This window comes from Nocardia aurantiaca (genome assembly GCF_009708175.1).
GTDB classification, from domain to species: domain Bacteria; phylum Actinomycetota; class Actinomycetes; order Mycobacteriales; family Mycobacteriaceae; genus Nocardia; species Nocardia aurantiaca.
Genome location: NZ_WMBB01000022.1, coordinates 55606 through 72800, shown reverse-complemented (window position 1 = coordinate 72800; position 17195 = coordinate 55606). Strand labels below are relative to the sequence as shown.

15 protein-coding genes are annotated in these 17195 nt (G+C 68.1%); 10 read left to right on the top strand and 5 right to left on the bottom strand.

Features of this window, described 5'->3' with window-relative positions; translation table 11 throughout:
- Positions 1-411 precede the first annotated feature (411 nt).
- Both GLP40_RS32030 and GLP40_RS32025 read right to left on the bottom strand, forming a co-directional pair.
- Complete coding sequence (locus GLP40_RS32030; RefSeq protein WP_328290907.1) at positions 412-1107, bottom strand: TetR/AcrR family transcriptional regulator; 696 nt, start codon at positions 1105-1107, stop codon at positions 412-414.
- A 77-nt stretch (positions 1108-1184) separates the two neighbouring features.
- Complete coding sequence (locus GLP40_RS32025; protein WP_154791749.1) at positions 1185-1418, bottom strand: hypothetical protein; 234 nt, start codon at positions 1416-1418, stop codon at positions 1185-1187.
- A 205-nt stretch (positions 1419-1623) separates the two neighbouring features.
- Here GLP40_RS32025 and GLP40_RS32020 point away from each other — a divergent pair, with 205 nt between their 5' ends.
- From GLP40_RS32020 to GLP40_RS32010, 3 genes are all read left to right on the top strand, one after another.
- Complete coding sequence (locus GLP40_RS32020; RefSeq protein WP_230330141.1) at positions 1624-3495, top strand: multicopper oxidase family protein; 1872 nt, start codon at positions 1624-1626, stop codon at positions 3493-3495.
- Between the two features lie 68 nt (positions 3496-3563).
- The gene (locus GLP40_RS32015) at positions 3564-4841 is read left to right on the top strand and encodes an oxygenase MpaB family protein (protein WP_154791748.1); all 1278 of its coding nucleotides are present in this window, start codon (positions 3564-3566) and stop codon (positions 4839-4841) included.
- A gap of 25 nt (positions 4842-4866) precedes the next feature.
- Entirely contained in the window at positions 4867-5928 is a 1062-nt protein-coding gene (locus tag GLP40_RS32010; RefSeq protein ID WP_154791747.1) for a lipocalin-like domain-containing protein, read from the top strand.
- Between the two features lie 241 nt (positions 5929-6169).
- Here GLP40_RS32010 and GLP40_RS32005 read toward each other — a convergent pair whose 3' ends face one another.
- Entirely contained in the window at positions 6170-6475 is a 306-nt protein-coding gene (locus tag GLP40_RS32005) for a MerR family transcriptional regulator (protein ID WP_154791767.1), read from the bottom strand.
- A 150-nt stretch (positions 6476-6625) separates the two neighbouring features.
- On the opposite strand from GLP40_RS32005, the gene GLP40_RS32000 reads away from it, so the two are divergent.
- Positions 6626-7063 carry an Hsp20/alpha crystallin family protein gene (locus GLP40_RS32000; protein WP_154791746.1) on the top strand — a complete coding sequence of 146 codons (438 nt, stop codon included), beginning with the start codon at positions 6626-6628 and terminating at the stop codon, positions 7061-7063.
- Between the two features lie 462 nt (positions 7064-7525).
- Here the strand turns inward: GLP40_RS32000 and GLP40_RS31995 are convergent, their stop codons facing one another.
- Complete coding sequence (locus tag GLP40_RS31995; RefSeq protein WP_154791745.1) at positions 7526-7963, bottom strand: DUF6223 family protein; 438 nt, start codon at positions 7961-7963, stop codon at positions 7526-7528.
- A 234-nt stretch (positions 7964-8197) separates the two neighbouring features.
- Here GLP40_RS31995 and GLP40_RS31990 point away from each other — a divergent pair, with 234 nt between their 5' ends.
- The 5 genes from GLP40_RS31990 to GLP40_RS31970 all read left to right on the top strand — a co-directional run bounded on the left by GLP40_RS31990 (position 8198) and on the right by GLP40_RS31970 (position 12471).
- Positions 8198-9418, top strand: coding sequence for a sensor histidine kinase (locus tag GLP40_RS31990; RefSeq protein ID WP_154791744.1), 1221 nt, complete (start codon positions 8198-8200; stop codon positions 9416-9418).
- The gene (locus GLP40_RS31985; RefSeq protein WP_154791743.1) at positions 9415-10083 is read left to right on the top strand and encodes a response regulator transcription factor; all 669 of its coding nucleotides are present in this window, start codon (positions 9415-9417) and stop codon (positions 10081-10083) included. The genes GLP40_RS31990 and GLP40_RS31985 overlap by 4 nt, the downstream gene beginning before the upstream one ends.
- 150 nt (positions 10084-10233) lie before the next feature.
- Positions 10234-10743 carry a nucleoside deaminase gene (locus GLP40_RS31980; protein ID WP_154791742.1) on the top strand — a complete coding sequence of 170 codons (510 nt, stop codon included), beginning with the start codon at positions 10234-10236 and terminating at the stop codon, positions 10741-10743.
- A gap of 305 nt (positions 10744-11048) precedes the next feature.
- Entirely contained in the window at positions 11049-11735 is a 687-nt protein-coding gene (locus GLP40_RS31975) for a GNAT family N-acetyltransferase (protein WP_328290906.1), read from the top strand.
- 211 nt (positions 11736-11946) lie between these two features.
- Positions 11947-12471: a hypothetical protein gene (locus tag GLP40_RS31970; protein ID WP_154791741.1), complete on the top strand. Its 525-nt coding sequence runs from the start codon at positions 11947-11949 to the stop codon at positions 12469-12471.
- 16 nt (positions 12472-12487) lie between these two features.
- Here the strand turns inward: GLP40_RS31970 and GLP40_RS31965 are convergent, their stop codons facing one another.
- Positions 12488-12964: an MmyB family transcriptional regulator gene (locus GLP40_RS31965; RefSeq protein ID WP_154791740.1), complete on the bottom strand. Its 477-nt coding sequence runs from the start codon at positions 12962-12964 to the stop codon at positions 12488-12490.
- Positions 12965-13110: 146 nt separating this feature from the next.
- Here GLP40_RS31965 and GLP40_RS31960 point away from each other — a divergent pair, with 146 nt between their 5' ends.
- Positions 13111-17124, top strand: coding sequence for a BTAD domain-containing putative transcriptional regulator (locus GLP40_RS31960; RefSeq protein WP_154791739.1), 4014 nt, complete (start codon positions 13111-13113; stop codon positions 17122-17124).
- The last annotated feature ends 71 nt before the right edge of the window (positions 17125-17195 follow it).

Sequence of the window (17195 nt, the reverse complement as noted above, 5' to 3'; positions counted from 1 at the left end):
CGTTTGCGCATGACGACCAGTCTGTTGTGCTGGCCCGATGCGGGAGCAGGGCCCAAAGTCCCCTCGCCTCCGACGTCGGATGGAGATTCCACTACGACTTCGGACGTCAGCACCGGCGCGCTTCGGAGTTCTCCGAGCTGATGGACCACCCGAACCGCGTCCGTACTCAGGGTCTCCACCAGCGACGGTGGTGATGACGCCGTTCACCATCTCCGTTGCGATCGATCGCACTGAAATCGATGCGGCCGGAGGGGCGGTCCCGAGGCGGTGCCGGTTGGGTTGGGAGCCAGAATTCAATTGGGCGCCTTTGTCATCGGCGCAGGCTCGAGTAATGCAGATCCCGATAATGGGACGACTGATGGGTTCCGGCCCGCGCCGCAACCGCCGGCGAGGTCGAGGGGCGCTATGCCATTACTTCGATGACCCCGGTTGTCGGCCGGACCGATTCGGCGTGATGAGCAGATCGATGACGGCGTGGGCTTCCTCGGCGCTGGGGGTCGGCAGGCTGCCGCGGCCGTGGATCAGGCCGATGCCCAGATAGACCATCGCGCCGGCGCGCAAGCGTGCCTGTGCATCGTCGAAGCCGAGTTCGAGCATCGTCTGCTTGACGATGTCGAAGATCTTCTGTTCCAGGGCTTGCACGGCGCCGGCGACCTTGGGGTCGTTGCGCGCCCATTCGCGCACGGCGGCTTCGACCATCCAGGTGCTCTGCTCGATGAGCAGGGCGGACATCTTCGCGATACGTTGTTCGACCGGGATGGAATCGAGGGTGCCGAGCGCGTGGATGGCGTCGCTCTGCACCGCGCACCATCGGTCGGCCATGGCTTCCATGAGCTGGTCGATGTCATCGAAGTGCCAGTAGAAACTGCCCTTCGTCACACCCAGTTCGCTGCACAGCCGGGGGATCTTGATGGCCGTGACACCTTCGCGGGCGAGCAGAGTGAGCGCGCCGTCCACCCAGTCGTCGTACGAGAGCCGTGGCGAGCGGCCGCGGCCGCTGCGCTGCGCTTCGGCCTTCTTGGACCGACGAGGGCGTGCGCCGGAGTCCGACGACGTGGTGAGCGGATCCTCAGCCGCCGGCTCCGCACGAGTATCTGGATGTGCCACGATTTCGATGCTAGGTCAAGGGGACAGTTGGCTGCCGCAGTGCTGCGACGATGGGGCGCCGGCGTTCTCGATCGGTGTCAGACCCCCGGCGTCGATGCCCATAGCGCCGAGGTGGCCGCGAACTCGCCACAGGTGAAAGTCGTCGTACGGAATCCGGCCTCGCTCAGCGCCCTGTCGAGTCCGGCCGACTCGGTCGCATCGCGGCCCATGTCGTGCACCGGCACGACCGGTTCCGGGCAGCGGTAGACGAGCGGGCCGGGCTCGGCCCGCGAAGGTACAGCGGCCAGGGTGGCCGCGGGTGCCGACATCATGACGAATTCGCCCCACAGTGTGAGAGCCCCTGGTTCCGATAGGCACCATGACCTCCACGGTCAGCCGCGAATGGCCCAAAGAATCAGGGGCAGTGGGGTTTTGGCATCTTCACGTTTGTCTTGCCAGGTGAGCATCGCTGTGTACCATACTTCGAAGTACCGTTGAACCGTACCTTAAGGTATATAAAGAGCAACAGGATGTGCGATGAGGCCACCCGACGGCGGGCGAGCGATACCCGAGATGTTCGATCGCCGGCGTTTCCTTCGCGGCGCCGGCATCGCGGCAACCTCAGCGACGCTGTACGCCGGGACCGGCGGCCGAGTGTTCGGGACTCCGTCGACGCCACAACCGGGAGCGGAGAATCCGCTGCTGTTCCGCTCGCCGTCCATGCAGCCCTTCGTCGACGAGTTGCCGACGTTGCCGGTACTTCGCGGTGATCACCTGGATCTGGTCGCCGCGTCGACACGTCATCGATTCCATCGGGACATGGGGGAGGTTCCAGCGCTGGGGTACGGCGGTGAGACGTATTTGGGCCCCACCATCGAGCGCCGTGTCGACGAGCCTTTGACCGTCCGGTTCGTCAACCGGATCGGCGCTCACCCGTTCGCGGCGGATATGGACACGAGCCTGCACGGTGTCGCCGAAAGCTACCGGACTTCGCCCCCATGCTCACTGCATCTGCACGGCGGAGTGACCCCGCCGGATAGTGACGGACATCCCGAACGGCTGGTCTTTCCAGGTCAGAGTGCCGTCCACACCTTTCCGCTGCGGCAATCCGCGAGCGCGCTGTGGTACCACGACCATGCCATGGGCATCACGCGGACGAACGTGTACGCCGGGCTGGCGGGGATGGTGCTGCTGCGGGACGAGTTCGACACCGGCGAGCCCGGCAACCCGCTCGGTGTGCCGGCGGGCGAGTTCGAGGTGCCGCTGGTGCTGCAGGAGAAGCTGTTCACCCCCGAGGGAAATCAGAATATTCGCTCGACCGTCGTTGTCCCGCAGGGTCTTTGGGAGGGCGGTGCGGTCGGTGACGTCGGAGTCGTCAACGGCAGGGTGTGGCCGCAACTCGAAGTCGCCCGCGGGCTGTACCGGTTCCGAGTTCTCAACGCGGCCTCGTTCAGCCTGTGGAATCTGTTCTTCGGCAACCACATGCGGTTCTGGGTCATCGGCAATGACCACGGCTTGCTCGATACGCCGGTCGCGGTGCAGAAACTGCTCCTGGAACCGGGGGAACGCGTCGATCTGCTGGTCGACTTCTCCGGGCTGGAACCCGGTGAGACGGTCGAGCTGCGCAATGACGAACCGCCGCCGTTCCAGGCCGCGATTCTCGGCGAGGTGGCAATGCCGATGTTCTGCCGGTTCCGGATCGGAGACCGCCGCGGCTTCAATGGCTCGGTGCCGCAACGACTTCGGGGTGGTCCCGGTCTTCCGCCCGCGCTGCCACCACTGGAAACCCCTGACCTGGTGCGGAATCTGACCATCAGTCAGCCCTATGAACTGCGCGACCCGCCGTCGATCATGGCGTTGAACAACATCACCTTCGACAATTCCGATATCGAGATGCCGCGACAGGGCACGGTCGAGCAGTGGAACCTCATCAACATCACCCCGGACCCGCATCCGATCCACATCCACCTGGTCAACTTCCGAATTCTGGCCCGGACCGCTTTGCGGACCGTCGACTATCAGCTGGCGAATCCGCAACCCGCCGTCGGCGTGAAATGGACGCCGTCGGCCGAGAACTTCCTCGCCGGCCCACAGCAGCCGCCCGCGGAATGGGAGTCCGGCTGGAAGGACATCGTCCGCGTCGAGGCCGGCACGGTCACCCGCATCATCGTCCGCTTCCCTACCGCCGAAGAACTCGGTTTCGACCCGGACGCGACCTTTTCCCGGACCCCGTCGACGGAGGACGGCGACCCGGCGATGCGCGACCACGGTGGCCACGACATGTCACCGGCGCATGCCCATTCGCGCGACAACGAGTTACAGGGCTACGTCTGGCACTGTCACCTACTCGACCACGAAGACCACGACATGATGCTGAAGTATCGGACGGTCGCGAATGAGCCCGGCTGACACGCTGCTCCGGACCTTCCCATTGATCGAAGCATTCGAAGATTCGAAGAAATGAAGGAGAACCTGGGATGACGGTGCAAGTGCGGTCGGAGGGCGCTCAACGCCCGGTCCGATGCCCGACGGCGTTCCGCTATTGGGAGGCGCGGTCCACGCCACGGGTGCGGCGCCTCGAGCGAATCGTCAAGGGACTCACCGGAGGTGCCCTGTTTCCGACCGATGCCCAGGCGAACACGCTGTGCGAGGATCTGTTCGCCGGTGATCCGGTCGCCGAACGGTTCGTCGCCGAGGTGATGCACGGTGAGATAGGGCGAGAGCGCGGACGGGCGATGCTCGAGCAGGCGTTGGCCGAGGGAATCGACTCGGTGCCCGATGTTCCCGAGGCCATGCGCGCCTTGTTCGCCGAGTTCGAGACGGTGCCCGATTGGGTGAATCCGGCCCTGGTCGAGCAGGGCGCCGCGATCTGGCGGCGTTGGGGCACAATGCTTTTCAGTTTCGCCGGAGCCGAGACGCTCGAGATGTACACCGAGTCCGCGGTCGCGAAACCGCTGTCGCTGGCCGGTGGGTACGCCGGTGACAGCGCATTGCGCCGGTTCTTGGAAACCTGCCGATTCTGGATCGACGTGTCCCAGCCCGGCGCTCTGCTGACACCGGGGTCGGCCGGGCGGGCCACGGCGCTGAAGGTGCGCATCATGCATGTGTCGGTGCGCGCCCACGTCGCCGAACACCCGGAATGGGATGTCGAGAAGTGGGGTCTGCCGATCAGCCAGACCTACCAGCTGCTCACCCTGCTCGGTGGCAGCGTCACCCCCGGGCTCGGGTTGTGGGCATTGGGATATCAGACCACCGCATCGGAAATCCGTGCGCTGCTGCACTTTCAGAAGTACATGGGCTATCTGCTCGGTGTCCGGCCGCGGTGGTATCCGGAAACGGTCGTCGACTCCTTGCGGGTGCTGGCGATGACTATCGCCTCACGTTCCTACGACGCCGGCCCCGAGGGCGCCGAACTCATCGAGTCCTATCCGGCCGCGTTCGCCCCCCGCGACGGTCACCGTGGTCTGGCCCGATTGCGGGAGGCTTACAACTTCCGCATCAACTCCGTCTACTCGGCGATGTACATGACACCCCGAACCCGCCGCCGCTACCGGATGCCACCCGCGTTCCCGTGGATCGCCATCCCCATCGCGCGATTCCCCCTCATCGCCGCCATGGAATTGGCTCGCCGAGCGTGTCCGCCGTTCGCGCGATTGCACGAACAGGTCATGCTCCGGCATCGCGAGAACTGGTACCGCGCCCAGATGCAGGGCCGCGAAGCGCAATTCGACGCCAGCGGCGCGTTGCGGCGATGACCGCCCTTCACTCCGAGAGGACTTCATGAAGACCGATATTGTCGAAGCGTGGAACGGTCCGGGCCGACAGGACGCCGAACTTACCAACGTCGAGCCGCACCATAACGCCCTCCATCCTGCTGCCGACAGGCTGGCCTTCGAACACTGGTATTTCGATGCTCGCCTCGATACCGGACACGTCGTGGTCGGATTCCTGACCAAGCGGCGACCGGAGGACCTGCCGAATTCGCGGCCCTGGGTCGAAATGATCGTGTACTTCCCGGACGGCTCGCGGCGGCAGGCAGCCAAGAGGTATTCGCGCGCCGCCGCCAGTTTCGCCACCGATACCTGCGACGTCCGCATCGGGGAGAACCACGCGTACACCGAATTCGGTGACGACGGCATGCCGGTGCACCACCTTCGCCTGGCCGAGGACGGGCTGGTGTTCGACCTGCAATTCCACAACGAGACGCCGAGCTGGATGCCCGGGCAGGGCGAAACCCGTTTCGACGCAACGAATTCGTTCGGGTGGGTGGTCGGGTCGCCCCGCGCGCGAGTCACCGGCACCGTGCGGATCGACGGGAGCGTGCTCCCGGGCACCGGCCGTGGATACGCCGACCACAACTGGGGTGTCGGCGATATGAAGAAGGTCATCGATCGCTGGCATTGGGGCCGCCTGTACGACGACGATTATTCACTGCTGTTCGCCAACGTCCTCACCCAGCGGCAGCGTGGCGGGCATGAGATCGCGCCGCTGATGCTCGCCCGCGGCGGTGACATCGTGATGTCCACCGGCGAAACCGAGCTCACCGAAGGTCCCCGGCAGTTCCACCCGGTGGCAGGGCGTTCCTACCCGGAATGGATCGACCTGCACGTGCCCGACCGGCTGGATCTGCGCTTGACCGTCGAGTCCGTCATCCACGCTCACGACCTGCTCGACGATTTCCCGATCGTGCGGTCGCGGTTGGTGAAACCGCTCGTCCAGCGGATGATCGGCCGTCCCGCGTACTTCCGCTTCGAGTCCCGGTTCGAACTGATCGTCCGCGACGGCCACGACGCCGACACGCGCACCGGCACCACCCTGCACGAACTGGTGGTGTTGAAGTGAGCGTGACGAATTCGCGTTATCTCGGCGGCTCCGTCGGACACGGATGCCGGGCAAGTGCGCCGACCTCGGCGGCGCGTCTTGTTCGAGAAATGCTCTGAGCGACAGCGGCACCCGTCGGGCGCTCTGCCGAACGCACTGAGGCGGTCATCGCGACACGTCACCGAGTGCTTCCGGTGGCGTACGGAATCCGAGGATTGGTCGAGGGCGGCCGTCGAGCCGGCGGGGACGCATGAACCGTCGGCTACGGGCGGTTGCGGAGCTCGTCGCGTTCTGCGGTGAGGGCGGTGTTGGCGTCTTCGAGGTCGAGGATGCGCGCGATCCCGGCCAGGTTGATCCCCTGTCCGGTCAGGGCGGTGATGCGCGCCAGGCGGGCGAGGTCGTCGCCGCTGTAGCGGCGAGTCCCACCGCTGCTGCGGACGGGGCTGATCAGACCGTGCTGTTCGTACAGGCGCAGAGTCTGTATCCCGACGCCGGCCAGTTCGGCGGCCACCGAGATCGCGTACACCGCCTGCCCGGACGACGGAAAACGACCCTGCTCGTGTCCCATCATCTGTTCTGTGTCTCCGTCCTTGTGCATGGCCAGCTCTCTGAAGATTACCTCTCTCGAGTTCTTGCACTCTCATGAGCAGAGTGCTAAAAGTTATCTCTGTCAGATGGCATAGATAATCTGATCCCCTTCGATCGAGAATGGAGTGAGTTGGAGGTGGCGACCATGCTGATGCGCACGGATCCCTTCCGCGACTTGGATCGATTGACGCAGCAGGTCTTCGGCACTCCGGCCCGCCCGGCCGTGATGCCGATGGACGCCTGGCGCGACGGCGACGAGTTCTTCGTCGAATTCGACCTGCCCGGGATCGACCCGGACTCTCTCGACCTGGACGTCGAACGCAATGTGGTGACCGTGCGAGCCTCGCGTCCGGAGCTGGATCCGGGGCGGTCGATGATCGCCGCGGAACGCACCCGCGGGGTCTTCAGCCGCCAGCTGTTCCTGGGCGAGAACCTCGACACCGATCAGATCCGGGCCGACTACCGCGACGGGGTGCTGCGGCTGAGCATCCCGATCGCGGAGAAGGCCAAACCTCGCAAGATCGAGATCACTCGCGCTGAGCCCGACCATCAGGCCATCAACGCCTGAGCCCGGTCGGCATCACGGGAGGTCCTGTGATGGTGTGCTCGACCGCTGAAGCGACCGCGGTTTTCGTCCCGCAGCCGTGGCGGCTCGATCCCGGGTTGCCGGCGTTGAATCCCGACGCGGGCGGGCAGGTAGCTCGCCCGATTGGGCGTCGGCCGAGTTCTCCACGAGCGAGCCGGCGTGGACCACGTCCGCACCGCGCCACGCCGAGTCGCCGACGATCCGTGAGAGTGAGGTGATGCCTGTCGGAAATTGCCACAGCGGCTCGCACGGTGGGGCGGTGTCGACCCCGAGCCTGCGCCTCCGCATCGATACCGTCCGGACCGGTTGTCCGTGATCTGGTGCCCGGCCACCGCACGCGGCACCAGCAGGCGATGCGATACCCGCCCCACGCGAGGCGTTGCCGCACAAGACAGTTGCCGCACAAGACAGTTCGAGATCCCGTCCCTCGACGGGTGAGCCCGTTCAGCCGCGTGCTTGCGGGCTCACCCGGTTTCCCTTCCCGTACCCGGGCGTAGACGCTGCCTCGGCGTCGGGGTTCGACCTATCATGCGCGCGGGCCAGGGCCGACGCGGCGAGCACCATGCCCGTCAAGGCAATCGCCGCGGCCACGATCGCTCCCGCTCGCCCGTTGCCCGTGCTGAAGCCCGCGGCGGATCGGGCCATGTGCCAAACGGCGAGCACCATGCCGGTGAGTCCGACGGCTTGGGCGACCAGGGCCGCGGTGCGCGCGGTGTCGATCCGGCGGGCGAAGCGGGTTCGGGCCAGAACGGCGATCGCCACACTGATCAGTGCGACCACGGCGGCGACGATGGCCCCGAATCTCCCTGAGCCGGGGCCATATCCGCCGATCGCGACCCACGTGTGCGTTTCCGGCACCGCGGACGAGTACTGCACCAACATGGCGATTCTCCTTGGATGAGCGGTCCTGTCGGGGAGGTCCGGCCCGTGCGGGCCGCACACTCCGCATCTCACGGATCCGATCATCGCGACAGGAGCGCAACCTGGCTTCCCTCCCGGATCGACAGCCAATACGCGGTTCCGCGTAGCCAATTCGCCCTCGGCTACGTCCGTTTACGTAGCCGAGCACGCGGTGGTGTGTAGGGATCGCGCGGGCAAGCGCCCTACCATCGCACCATGGAGGAGCATCGCGCGCTGATCCCGCGTCCACCGGTGTGGGCGCAGGACCTGGCGCTCACGCTCTTCGTCACCGTGATGCAGGTCCAAGGCACCGTGGTCCGGAATATCGGAGATGCGGGGGCGCGGCCGCTCACCGACCTCGGTGGCCTGGGGTACCTCCTGCTGATCGCGAGTGGCCTGGCCGTCCTCCTCCGTCGCCGTCGGCCGGTGCCGGTGTTCGCCATCACCGCGATCGCGAGCCTGGCATACTACGGCTGCGGATTTCCGGACGGCCCGACCTGGCTCGCATTGTTCATCGCGCTGTACACCCTCGCCGCCTACGGCGACGGCCGCCGGTCGCTGGCGCTGGCCGGGGCGGGAATCGGCGTGCTCTCGGCCGTCTGGCTGGCGACCTCGGCCGACATCGAGCCACGAGCCGCCATCGGCTGGGTGTACTTCCGGATCGGTGCGTCGGTGATGAGTGCGGCGCTGGGGGAGTCCGTCCGGACCCGGCGGGTCATCGCCGCCGACGCGCAGGAGCGCGCCGAGTTGGCCGAACGCACCCGAGAGGAGGTGGCGCGGGCGCGCGTCGACGCCGAACGGCTGCGGATCGCGCGCGAGGTCCACGACACCGTCGCGCACGCCATCGCCATCATCAACGTCCAGGCCGGTGTCACCGCGCATGTGCTGGACAGGAAACCGGAACAGGCCCGAGAAGCGCTGCGCACCATCGAGCACACCAGTTCTCGGGCGCTGAACGAGATGCGGGCCGTCCTCGGCGTGCTGCGCGATGACGACAACGACGCCGGGCGCGCGCCGAACCCCGCCCTCGGTCAGGTCCACGAACTGGTCAGCACGGCTCGCGAGGCTGGGCTCGAGGTCGCCCTCGACGAGAATCTGCCTGCCGCACCGCTTCCGAGCGCGGTGGGCACTGCCGCCTACCGCATCGTTCAGGAAGCCATCACCAATGTGATCCGTCACGTCGGCCCGACCCGGGTGACGGTCGCACTCGACCACGACGCCGAGTCGATGGAAATCCGCGTAACCGATTCGGGACGGCTGAATTTCGACGGCCCACGCCCACCGGCCGAGACCGGTTCGGCCGTCGGCCGCGGGATTCTGGGGATGCGCGAGCGCTGCCTGCTGCTGGGCGGAGACCTCAGTGCCCAGCCGCGCCCCGGCGGCGGGTTCGAGGTCCGGGCCCGGCTGCCCCTCGCACCGGCGGGAGCACGGCCATGAACCCGCCGGCCATCAAGGTCTTGCTCGCCGATGACGAGGGACTCGTTCGCTCCGGCTTCCGGGTACTGCTCGACCTCGAGGACGACATCACGGTGGTCGGTGAGGCCACCAACGGCTCGGAAGCCATCGAGCGGGCCCGCGCCACCCGCCCCGACGTCGTTCTCATGGACATCCGTATGCCGAAACTCGATGGGATTCAAGCCACCTCCCACCTTGCCGGGACACCCGGCCTCGAGCGGACGCGCGTCCTCATCCTCACCACTTACGACACCGACGCGTACGTTTTCGAAGCGCTCCAGGCCGGTGCGAGCGGCTTCCTGCTCAAGGACGCGGGCCCCGCCGAACTCCTGCACGCCATCCGGGTGATCGCCGCCGGCGACGCTCTCCTGGCCCCGCGCATCACCCGGCGTCTCATCGGCCGATTCGCCGCACAGCACACCGCCGCGCAGGTCGCCGAGGAGCGGTTGTCGGTGCTGACCGAGCGTGAGCGTGAGGTGGTGGCGCTGGTCGGCCAAGGCCTGAGCAACGCCGAGATCGGCGCCGAATTGCACCTCAGTCCCGCGACCGCTCGCACCCATGTCGGTAACGCGATGCGGAAGCTGGGAGCGCGCGACCGCGCACAACTGGTCGTCATGGCCTATCGAACGGGGCTGGTCAGCTCGTGACCCGGCGCCCGGTGTCGGCGGATGTGACGCTGGACATCGGAAGTGGTTGTGCAGCGGGGGTTTCCGGCTTCGGCGGCCTCCTGATCCAGGTCAACGCCGGTCGCCGATACGGGGTTTCCATTACGCGTCTGAGTAGGTGATGATCGTGGGATGACCATCGGTTCGCAAACGAGCGTGCTCACCGACCGGGATACCCGGCATCCGGCAGCCGTCGCCATTGCGCGGAGGGCGCGCGAGCATGGGAATCACCCATTCGGCACGCTGCCGGCACGGCCCGACGGGCGGGTGTTGCTGGAGGCGGAGAACACGGTGCTCGCCGCGCGTGACGCGACCGGGCACGCGGAGACGAATCCGGTGCGCGCGGCGTCAGCCGCCTTCGATGCCGAGTTTCCGCGTGGCTGCGCGCTTTACACCTGTACCGAACCTTGTGCGATGTGCGTCGGGGCGATCTGCTGGGGAAATATCGGGCGCGTGGTTTATGTGCTCGGCGAGGACCAGCTCTCGGCTCTGACCGGTGCGAATCCGGAGAATCCGACCATGGAGCCGCCCTCTCGCGACGTTTTCGCCGCGGGGCAGCGAGCGCCGGGGGTCGTCGGGCCGATCGAGCTCGCCCCGGCACGGGCGGCACACCACGGTTTCCGGCGAGGAAGACCGGCGTAGTAATACCTTCCAGCGCATAGGTATTCGGATTTCTGGCGGCCGGAATAGCGATCGCCAGGCGGTTGCCGATGATCGCTTCGGAAACGGCTGAATGACACGTGTGAAATAGCCGCGCGACGCGCGGTGGAGCGCGTGAAATTTACATGCCGCCTGCGGCGCGGTGCGCTGGTGTTCCGCTATCGTTCATCCCACTATCCGATGCTGCTACTGGCGCGCCAGGGCTGGTTCGTCGATTCCGGAGTGTGTGGCCGGGGCGGCCACTGCCTGACGCGAGCCCCCGACCGACTCTGAAAGATCGAGGGAACGTGCCCGTACCCGTAACTCTGACCGGCCGTCTGGTACGGCTGGAACCCCTTGCGCCGCAGCATGCCTCGGGGCTCGCGGAGGCTGCTGCGGGAAACCGTGACGATTACGCGTTCACGCCTGTCCCACACGGTGTGGACGAGGCGCTGGAATATATCGCCCAGGCGCTCTCCGGCCATGCCTCGGGCACATCGCTGGCCTTCGCCATCATCGCCGTCGCCAGTGGGCGGGTGCTGGGCTCGACCCGCTTCACCCGCTTCGACTACTGGCAGGGTCCGGTGGTCTGGCCGCTGGTGCACGGGGCGCCGACCGGAGATCCGCTGCTGGCGGTGCCCGATGCCGCCGAGATCGGCAACACCTGGCTGTCCCCGCAGGCGCGTGGCGCGGGCATCAACCTGGAGTCCAAGCTGCTGTTGCTTCAGCACGCCTTCGAGGTGTGGCGGGTGCGGCGCATCGCCATGCGGGCGGATGTCCGTAATATCCGCTCCCGCATGGCGATCGAGCGTCTCGGCGCCACCAGTGACGGAGTGCGCCGAGCGCATTCGCGCGGGCTGGACGGCGAGGTGCGCAGCACCGCCTTCTACTCCATCCTGGACGAGGAGTGGCCGACTGTCCGGGCCACCATCGAGGGTCAGCTCGCGACGCGGCCCGCACGGCAGGGCGCGCGCGGCCGTCTGGTCGGCGCGTAGCTCGGACCGGCACGTCGCGGGTCTCCCGGCGATCGAGTGTGCAATCGGACCGGCCGAAAGTCCGGTCGGTCCGATCGGCGCTCGGCGACTATAATTCCGGATGTTGCACCGGTCGGGCGTCGAGGAGAGATCCGTCCGAGTCTGGTAACTCGACGAGCCGGCACGACCTCGGATGACGAAGCCAGCAACCCTCCCCTCGAAGGAGCGGCGCATGCCAGACCCCATGCGCACCAAGGTCTGCCTCTCGGACAGTCTGTCCGGGTCGCCGGTGCTCAGTCTCTTCCTCGTTCCCGAACCACGGGTGCCCGGCGCGAGCGTGCTGCACCTGCTCGAGCAGACGCCGCTGTCCGTCAAGTCGATTCCGCGCCCCGACCCGCATCTCGTCGACTGGTTGCAGGAGCACGGATCACCGGGCATCCGCACCCGCTTCTTCGCCTTCGGTGCGGGGCAGCACGACCCGCACAAGTTGCACGCGGTGCTGCACGACCACTTCATCGTCGACCCCGGACCCATCGGTCTGGACATGGATGATCCGGACGAGGTGACCCGGCTCGCGCTGCTCCCGGAGCACTGGCTCGGCCCGCGACGCATCGACGACTTCCACGACCACGCCGTGCGCGCCGCCATGCTCGCGGTCTACCGGCACTTCGGCGTGGACCAGCGCATTCCGCTCATGTACCACGGCTACGCCGAGCCGGAGGACGGCTGGTTCGAAGTCCCTGCCGCGGAGGCCTGAGCAACCGCCACGCGGTCTAGTCGAACGGCACCACCGTCAGCAGCCACCACGGCCGTTGCGGCGACTGGAACTCGAAGGTGTGCACGTACATCCGGCGTTCCTTGCGGCTCAGCGGATCGTTCATCAGCACCGTGCGCTCACTCGGCTTCGCGGGCACGACGCGGTTGTGCCACAACCGATCCCAGTCAGGGGAGCGGCGGGCCAGATTGACGATCTCCTCGACCCGATCCGGCCGCAGCTCCGGCGCGGCGGCCCGGAAGGCCGACACCATGACCTGCGCCTCGGCTTCCCAGTCGCCCAGCCGATAGCGAGCCATGGGTTCCAGCAGTATCGCGGTCATCAGATTCGCGCCCGGACCGGTGCCCGGGAACAGCTGCCGGAAGGCGTCGTTCGCGGCCACGATGTCGTAGCCGCCGTCGTGCAGGCAGGCCGGATGCGGAAGGCTGTGCAGGACCGCGAGATCGGCGTCCGGCGGCGGGGAGGGGTCGAACACCCGAAACAGTGTGCGTGACAACTCTTCGGAACGACTTCGTATCGAGTTAAGCCCCGTCACAAGACTGGGTACTGCCGCAGAATTTCTGTCATATTGAGTGGATCCTGTTTGGTTTTATTCGAAGTGGGTAGGGGTCGCACAGCGGCATGGCGCTCATACGGATCGGGGTGCTGGGCCCACTGCACATCAGCATCGACGAACAGCGCGTGCCTCCGGGCGCGCCCATGCAGTGCGCGGTGCTGGGACGACTGGTCGCCGCAGGTGGTCGGGTGGTGCCCACCGAGCGGCTCATCGACGACCTCTGGCACGGTGACCCGCCGGCAAAAGCCGTTGCCGCGCTACAGGTCTACATTCACAACCTGCGGCGAGTCTTCGAACCCGACCGGCCGCGGCGAGCCCACTCTCGCGTCATCGTGTCCGAATCGCACGGGTACGCGCTCAACCTCGAACCGACACAAGTGGATTCCTGGCACTTCGAACAGTTGCTGCACAGGCACGAGGCCGCCATGCGCGACCCGGCCGGGCGGCCCGAACCGCTCGAGCAGGTGCGGGTGCTCGACGCCGCTCTGGCCTGCTGGCACGGCGCGGCCTTCGAATCCTTCCCGGGAATGCCCTGGGCGGCACAGGAAGCCGCCCGCCTGCAGGCCCTGCGGCTGACCGCGGCCGAACTGCGGGCGCAGGCGGCGCTGGAGATGAACCGGCCCGCCGAGGTGGTCCTGGCGCTACGGCCCATTCTCGAGGAGCATCCCGGCCGCGAGGAGTGCGCGCGGTTGCTGGCCGTCGCACAGTACCGACTGGGACAGTCCCTGGATGCGCTCGCCACCGTGCGGAGCAGCCGCGAATTCCTCACCCTGGAATTCGGCGTGGATCCCGGTCCGGGACTGCGGGATCTGGAGACCGCCATCCTCACCCACTCGGTGGACGCCGAGACGGTCACCCCGCCCGTGCCCGTGCGGCCCGCCGAACCCGAGCCGCTGCCGGATTCGGATTCCCTGCCGGACAACGGATATGGCACCCAGCGGGCCGCCATGCTGGCCGCCGCCGACGCTGCGGCCGGAGGGCACGCGCGCCTGGTCTGGCTGGCCGGCGAGGCCGGGGCCGGGAAGACCACCCTCGCCAGGGCGATCACCTCGCATCTGCGTGACCGCGGCTGGACCACGGTCTTCGGCCGCTGCCCCGAGGTGGAATCCGCGCCGCCGGCCTGGGCCTGGGCCGAGGTGCTCACCGGGCTCGACGCCGCCGACCCTGAAACCTTCACCGCCGCAGACGCTTTCACCCTGGCCCGGCGCGTGGTCCGGTCCTGCCGAGAGCGCTCGGCCGGGGCGCCGATCGTGATCGTGTTGGAAGACGTGCACGGCGCGGACCCCGCCACCCTTCAGGTACTGCGGCAGGTGGTGAACTGGCTGCGAGACCGCCCGATCCTCATCGTCGCCACCCTGCGCGGCACCGAAGCGTGCCCCGGCGTCCGCGATACCGCCGCCGCTCTGGCGTTCTTCACCGCCGATCGCATCGAACTCGACGGCCTCGACATGGCCGGCACCCGCCGCGCGGCGGCCGCCGCCGGGCTCACCGCCCTCGACGACCGCACCGTCGAACTGCTGCGCCGTCGCACCGGCGGCAATCCGCTGTTCGTGCGCGAACTCGCCAAACTCGTTGCCACCCAGGGCACCACCGACGGCCTGCCCGACAGCGTGCGCGACCTGCTGGGCCGCCGCATCGCCCAGCTCCCGGCCGATGTCGTGGACCTGCTGCGCCACCTGTCGGTCTGGGGCGAGGACAGCGACATCACCACCCTCGCCGCCTCCGCCGACCACCCCGTCGACACCATCATCGACCTGGTCGCCACCGCCGAATCCGCCCGCCTGCTGCGCACCGACCGCCTCGGCCGCGTCACCTTCGACCACGCCCTGGTCCGCGAGACCGTCTACTACGACATCCCCACCCTCCGCCGCACCCGAATGCACTGGGCCGCCTTCGAATACCTGCGCCGCGACCCGGAGCCCGGCCCGGGCACGGGAGGATCTACGACCGGACAGCCTCGGTCCGATCTCGAGGCGGACTCCGGCGCCGGATCGGCTTCCGCCGCGGGAGATACGCCGCGTGCGGGCAACCGGGTGCTCGCCGCCCTGCGAGGCGCCGACCAGGTCGTCGCGGCGATGCGCGGAACGGCGCGACTCGCGACCGCGCGCCCCCGGCAGCGGGCACTCTCCGCGCTGCGCGGAGCCGACGAGGTCGCGACTGATCCATCCGGAGCGATGAGACGTGGGGGCGCCGGCGACATGACAGTCGCCGCGTCGGACAACGGGGAGCCGCGGGCAGCCGGGAATCGGCTCGACATCGACGCCGCGAACGCCGAGAACCACGGCGCGGCAGCTGGATCCGGGCAGAACGTAGTGGGAGATCGTCAGGCGGCTTCGCCTTCGGACGGCCTCGATGATGCCTCTGACGCTCGAGCGTGGACAGGCGATAGGGAGAACCCCGGATGGCCCGAGGCGTCCGGCGAGGTGCCGGGCGTCGGCGATCCGGTCGTTCGGCACCCGGAGTCTCACCGTGCCCGCTCGGATGCCGGAACCCGTAGCGAGGGAAAGAGTTCGCCGACCGTCGCGGGAACCGGATCGACGCGGGACGAGGTGCACGTCCCGCACGGGCGGGACATCGACGCCCTGGCGCATCACGCGGCACTCGGGGCCGATGCCGAAACGGCCGCTGTGGCACTGCCTTACGTGCGGGCGGCCGCCCGCCGATGTGTGGAGCGGCGGATGCGGGCGGATGCGGTGCGGCGGTGGCGGTCGGTGCTGGCGCTGCACGATCTGGCCGGGCATGCCACCGGGGAGGCGGAGCTCGCAAATCGACTGGCCGTGCTGGAAGCGCGGTGTGAGCTGGTGGTGGCGCTGGCCTACGACGGGCAGCACATCGCGGCGCGGGCGGTACGGGAGCAGGCGCTGGACCTGGCCGAATCACTCGGCGGGACAGGGCTGCTCGCGCACGCGGTCACCTGCTGGCCGACGCCGCTGATCTGGTCCGTGCACGACTGGCACACCCCGGACCCGCGCATCCGCGAGCCACTGCGCATCGCCTCCGCCGATGCCGACCTGTCGGTGCGCACCCGAATTCGCGTGCAAGTCACCGCGGCCTTCGATCGCGCCATCGAGGATCCCTCGGCGGCCCGCATCATCGCCGCCGCGGCCATGGCGCTGGCCGAGCCGCTCGGCGACCCCGATCTGCTGTGCACGGTCATCAACGCCCAGGCGTTCGCGGCCTTCGCGGCGGGCGGCTTCCTGCGCGCCCACGACCTGAGAAGGCATGCGAGACACCTGCTCCAGGTGTCGACCGAGGCCGAGCTCACCGAATTCCGTGCGCTCGCACACTATCTGCTGTTCCGCGCCACCCTGGCCGACGCCGACCTGGCGGCCGCCGCCGAACACGCCGAGCACGCCGGCGCGTACTCCACCGACGGGCAACTGCGGCACCTGCTCGACGCCCTCGCACCCTTCGGAATGGTGCTGGAACTGCTGCGCGGCGATATCGACGAGGTGCTGCGTCTGCTCGCCGAGGGCTCCGGGGAACTGGACAATCTGGTAGCGCACTCCGGGGAGGGCGCGGCCGAACCGACCCGCGACCCGAACGCGCTACACGTCGGCATCGCCGTCTCCATCGGCTGGCTGCGCAACGACATGTCCGACTACCTGACCGATCTGCGCGAGCGCACGGCCCTCAAACCCGACCTGTTCGTGTATGGATACGCGCTGGCCCTGGTGCATTCGGGCCGCCCCGAGGAGGCTCGCCGAGTCCTGGCCGCCGCGCCGCCGCTGGCCCCGCAGTTCTGGTCCACCTTCACCGGGGTCAAGGCCCGGCTCGCCATCGCCCTCGATGATCCGGTCGAGGCGCACGCCGTCTACCGGCAGCTGCTGCCGTACGCGGGCACCATCTGCGGCCTGGAGACCGGGGCCTCGGTGCTCGGGCCCATGGACTACATCCTCGCCGAGCTGGCCGCCTACCTCGGCGACCAGGAGCGGGCCGCCGGGCATCGCACCGCAGCCGAGGAATTGCAGGCCCGGCTGCAATCCGAACTGGTCGCACTCGCGTCCCCCGGCGCGGGTCTCATGCGGGCCGGCCGGTTGGGCCCGGTGGGCCGCAGCTGCCTGGTCCGGCGGCCCTGACCGAATTCGGCGGGGCCGCACGGAACTCCGCGGCGGTCTGGGACGTCCTCTTTGTCGAGGCCGACGGTCGG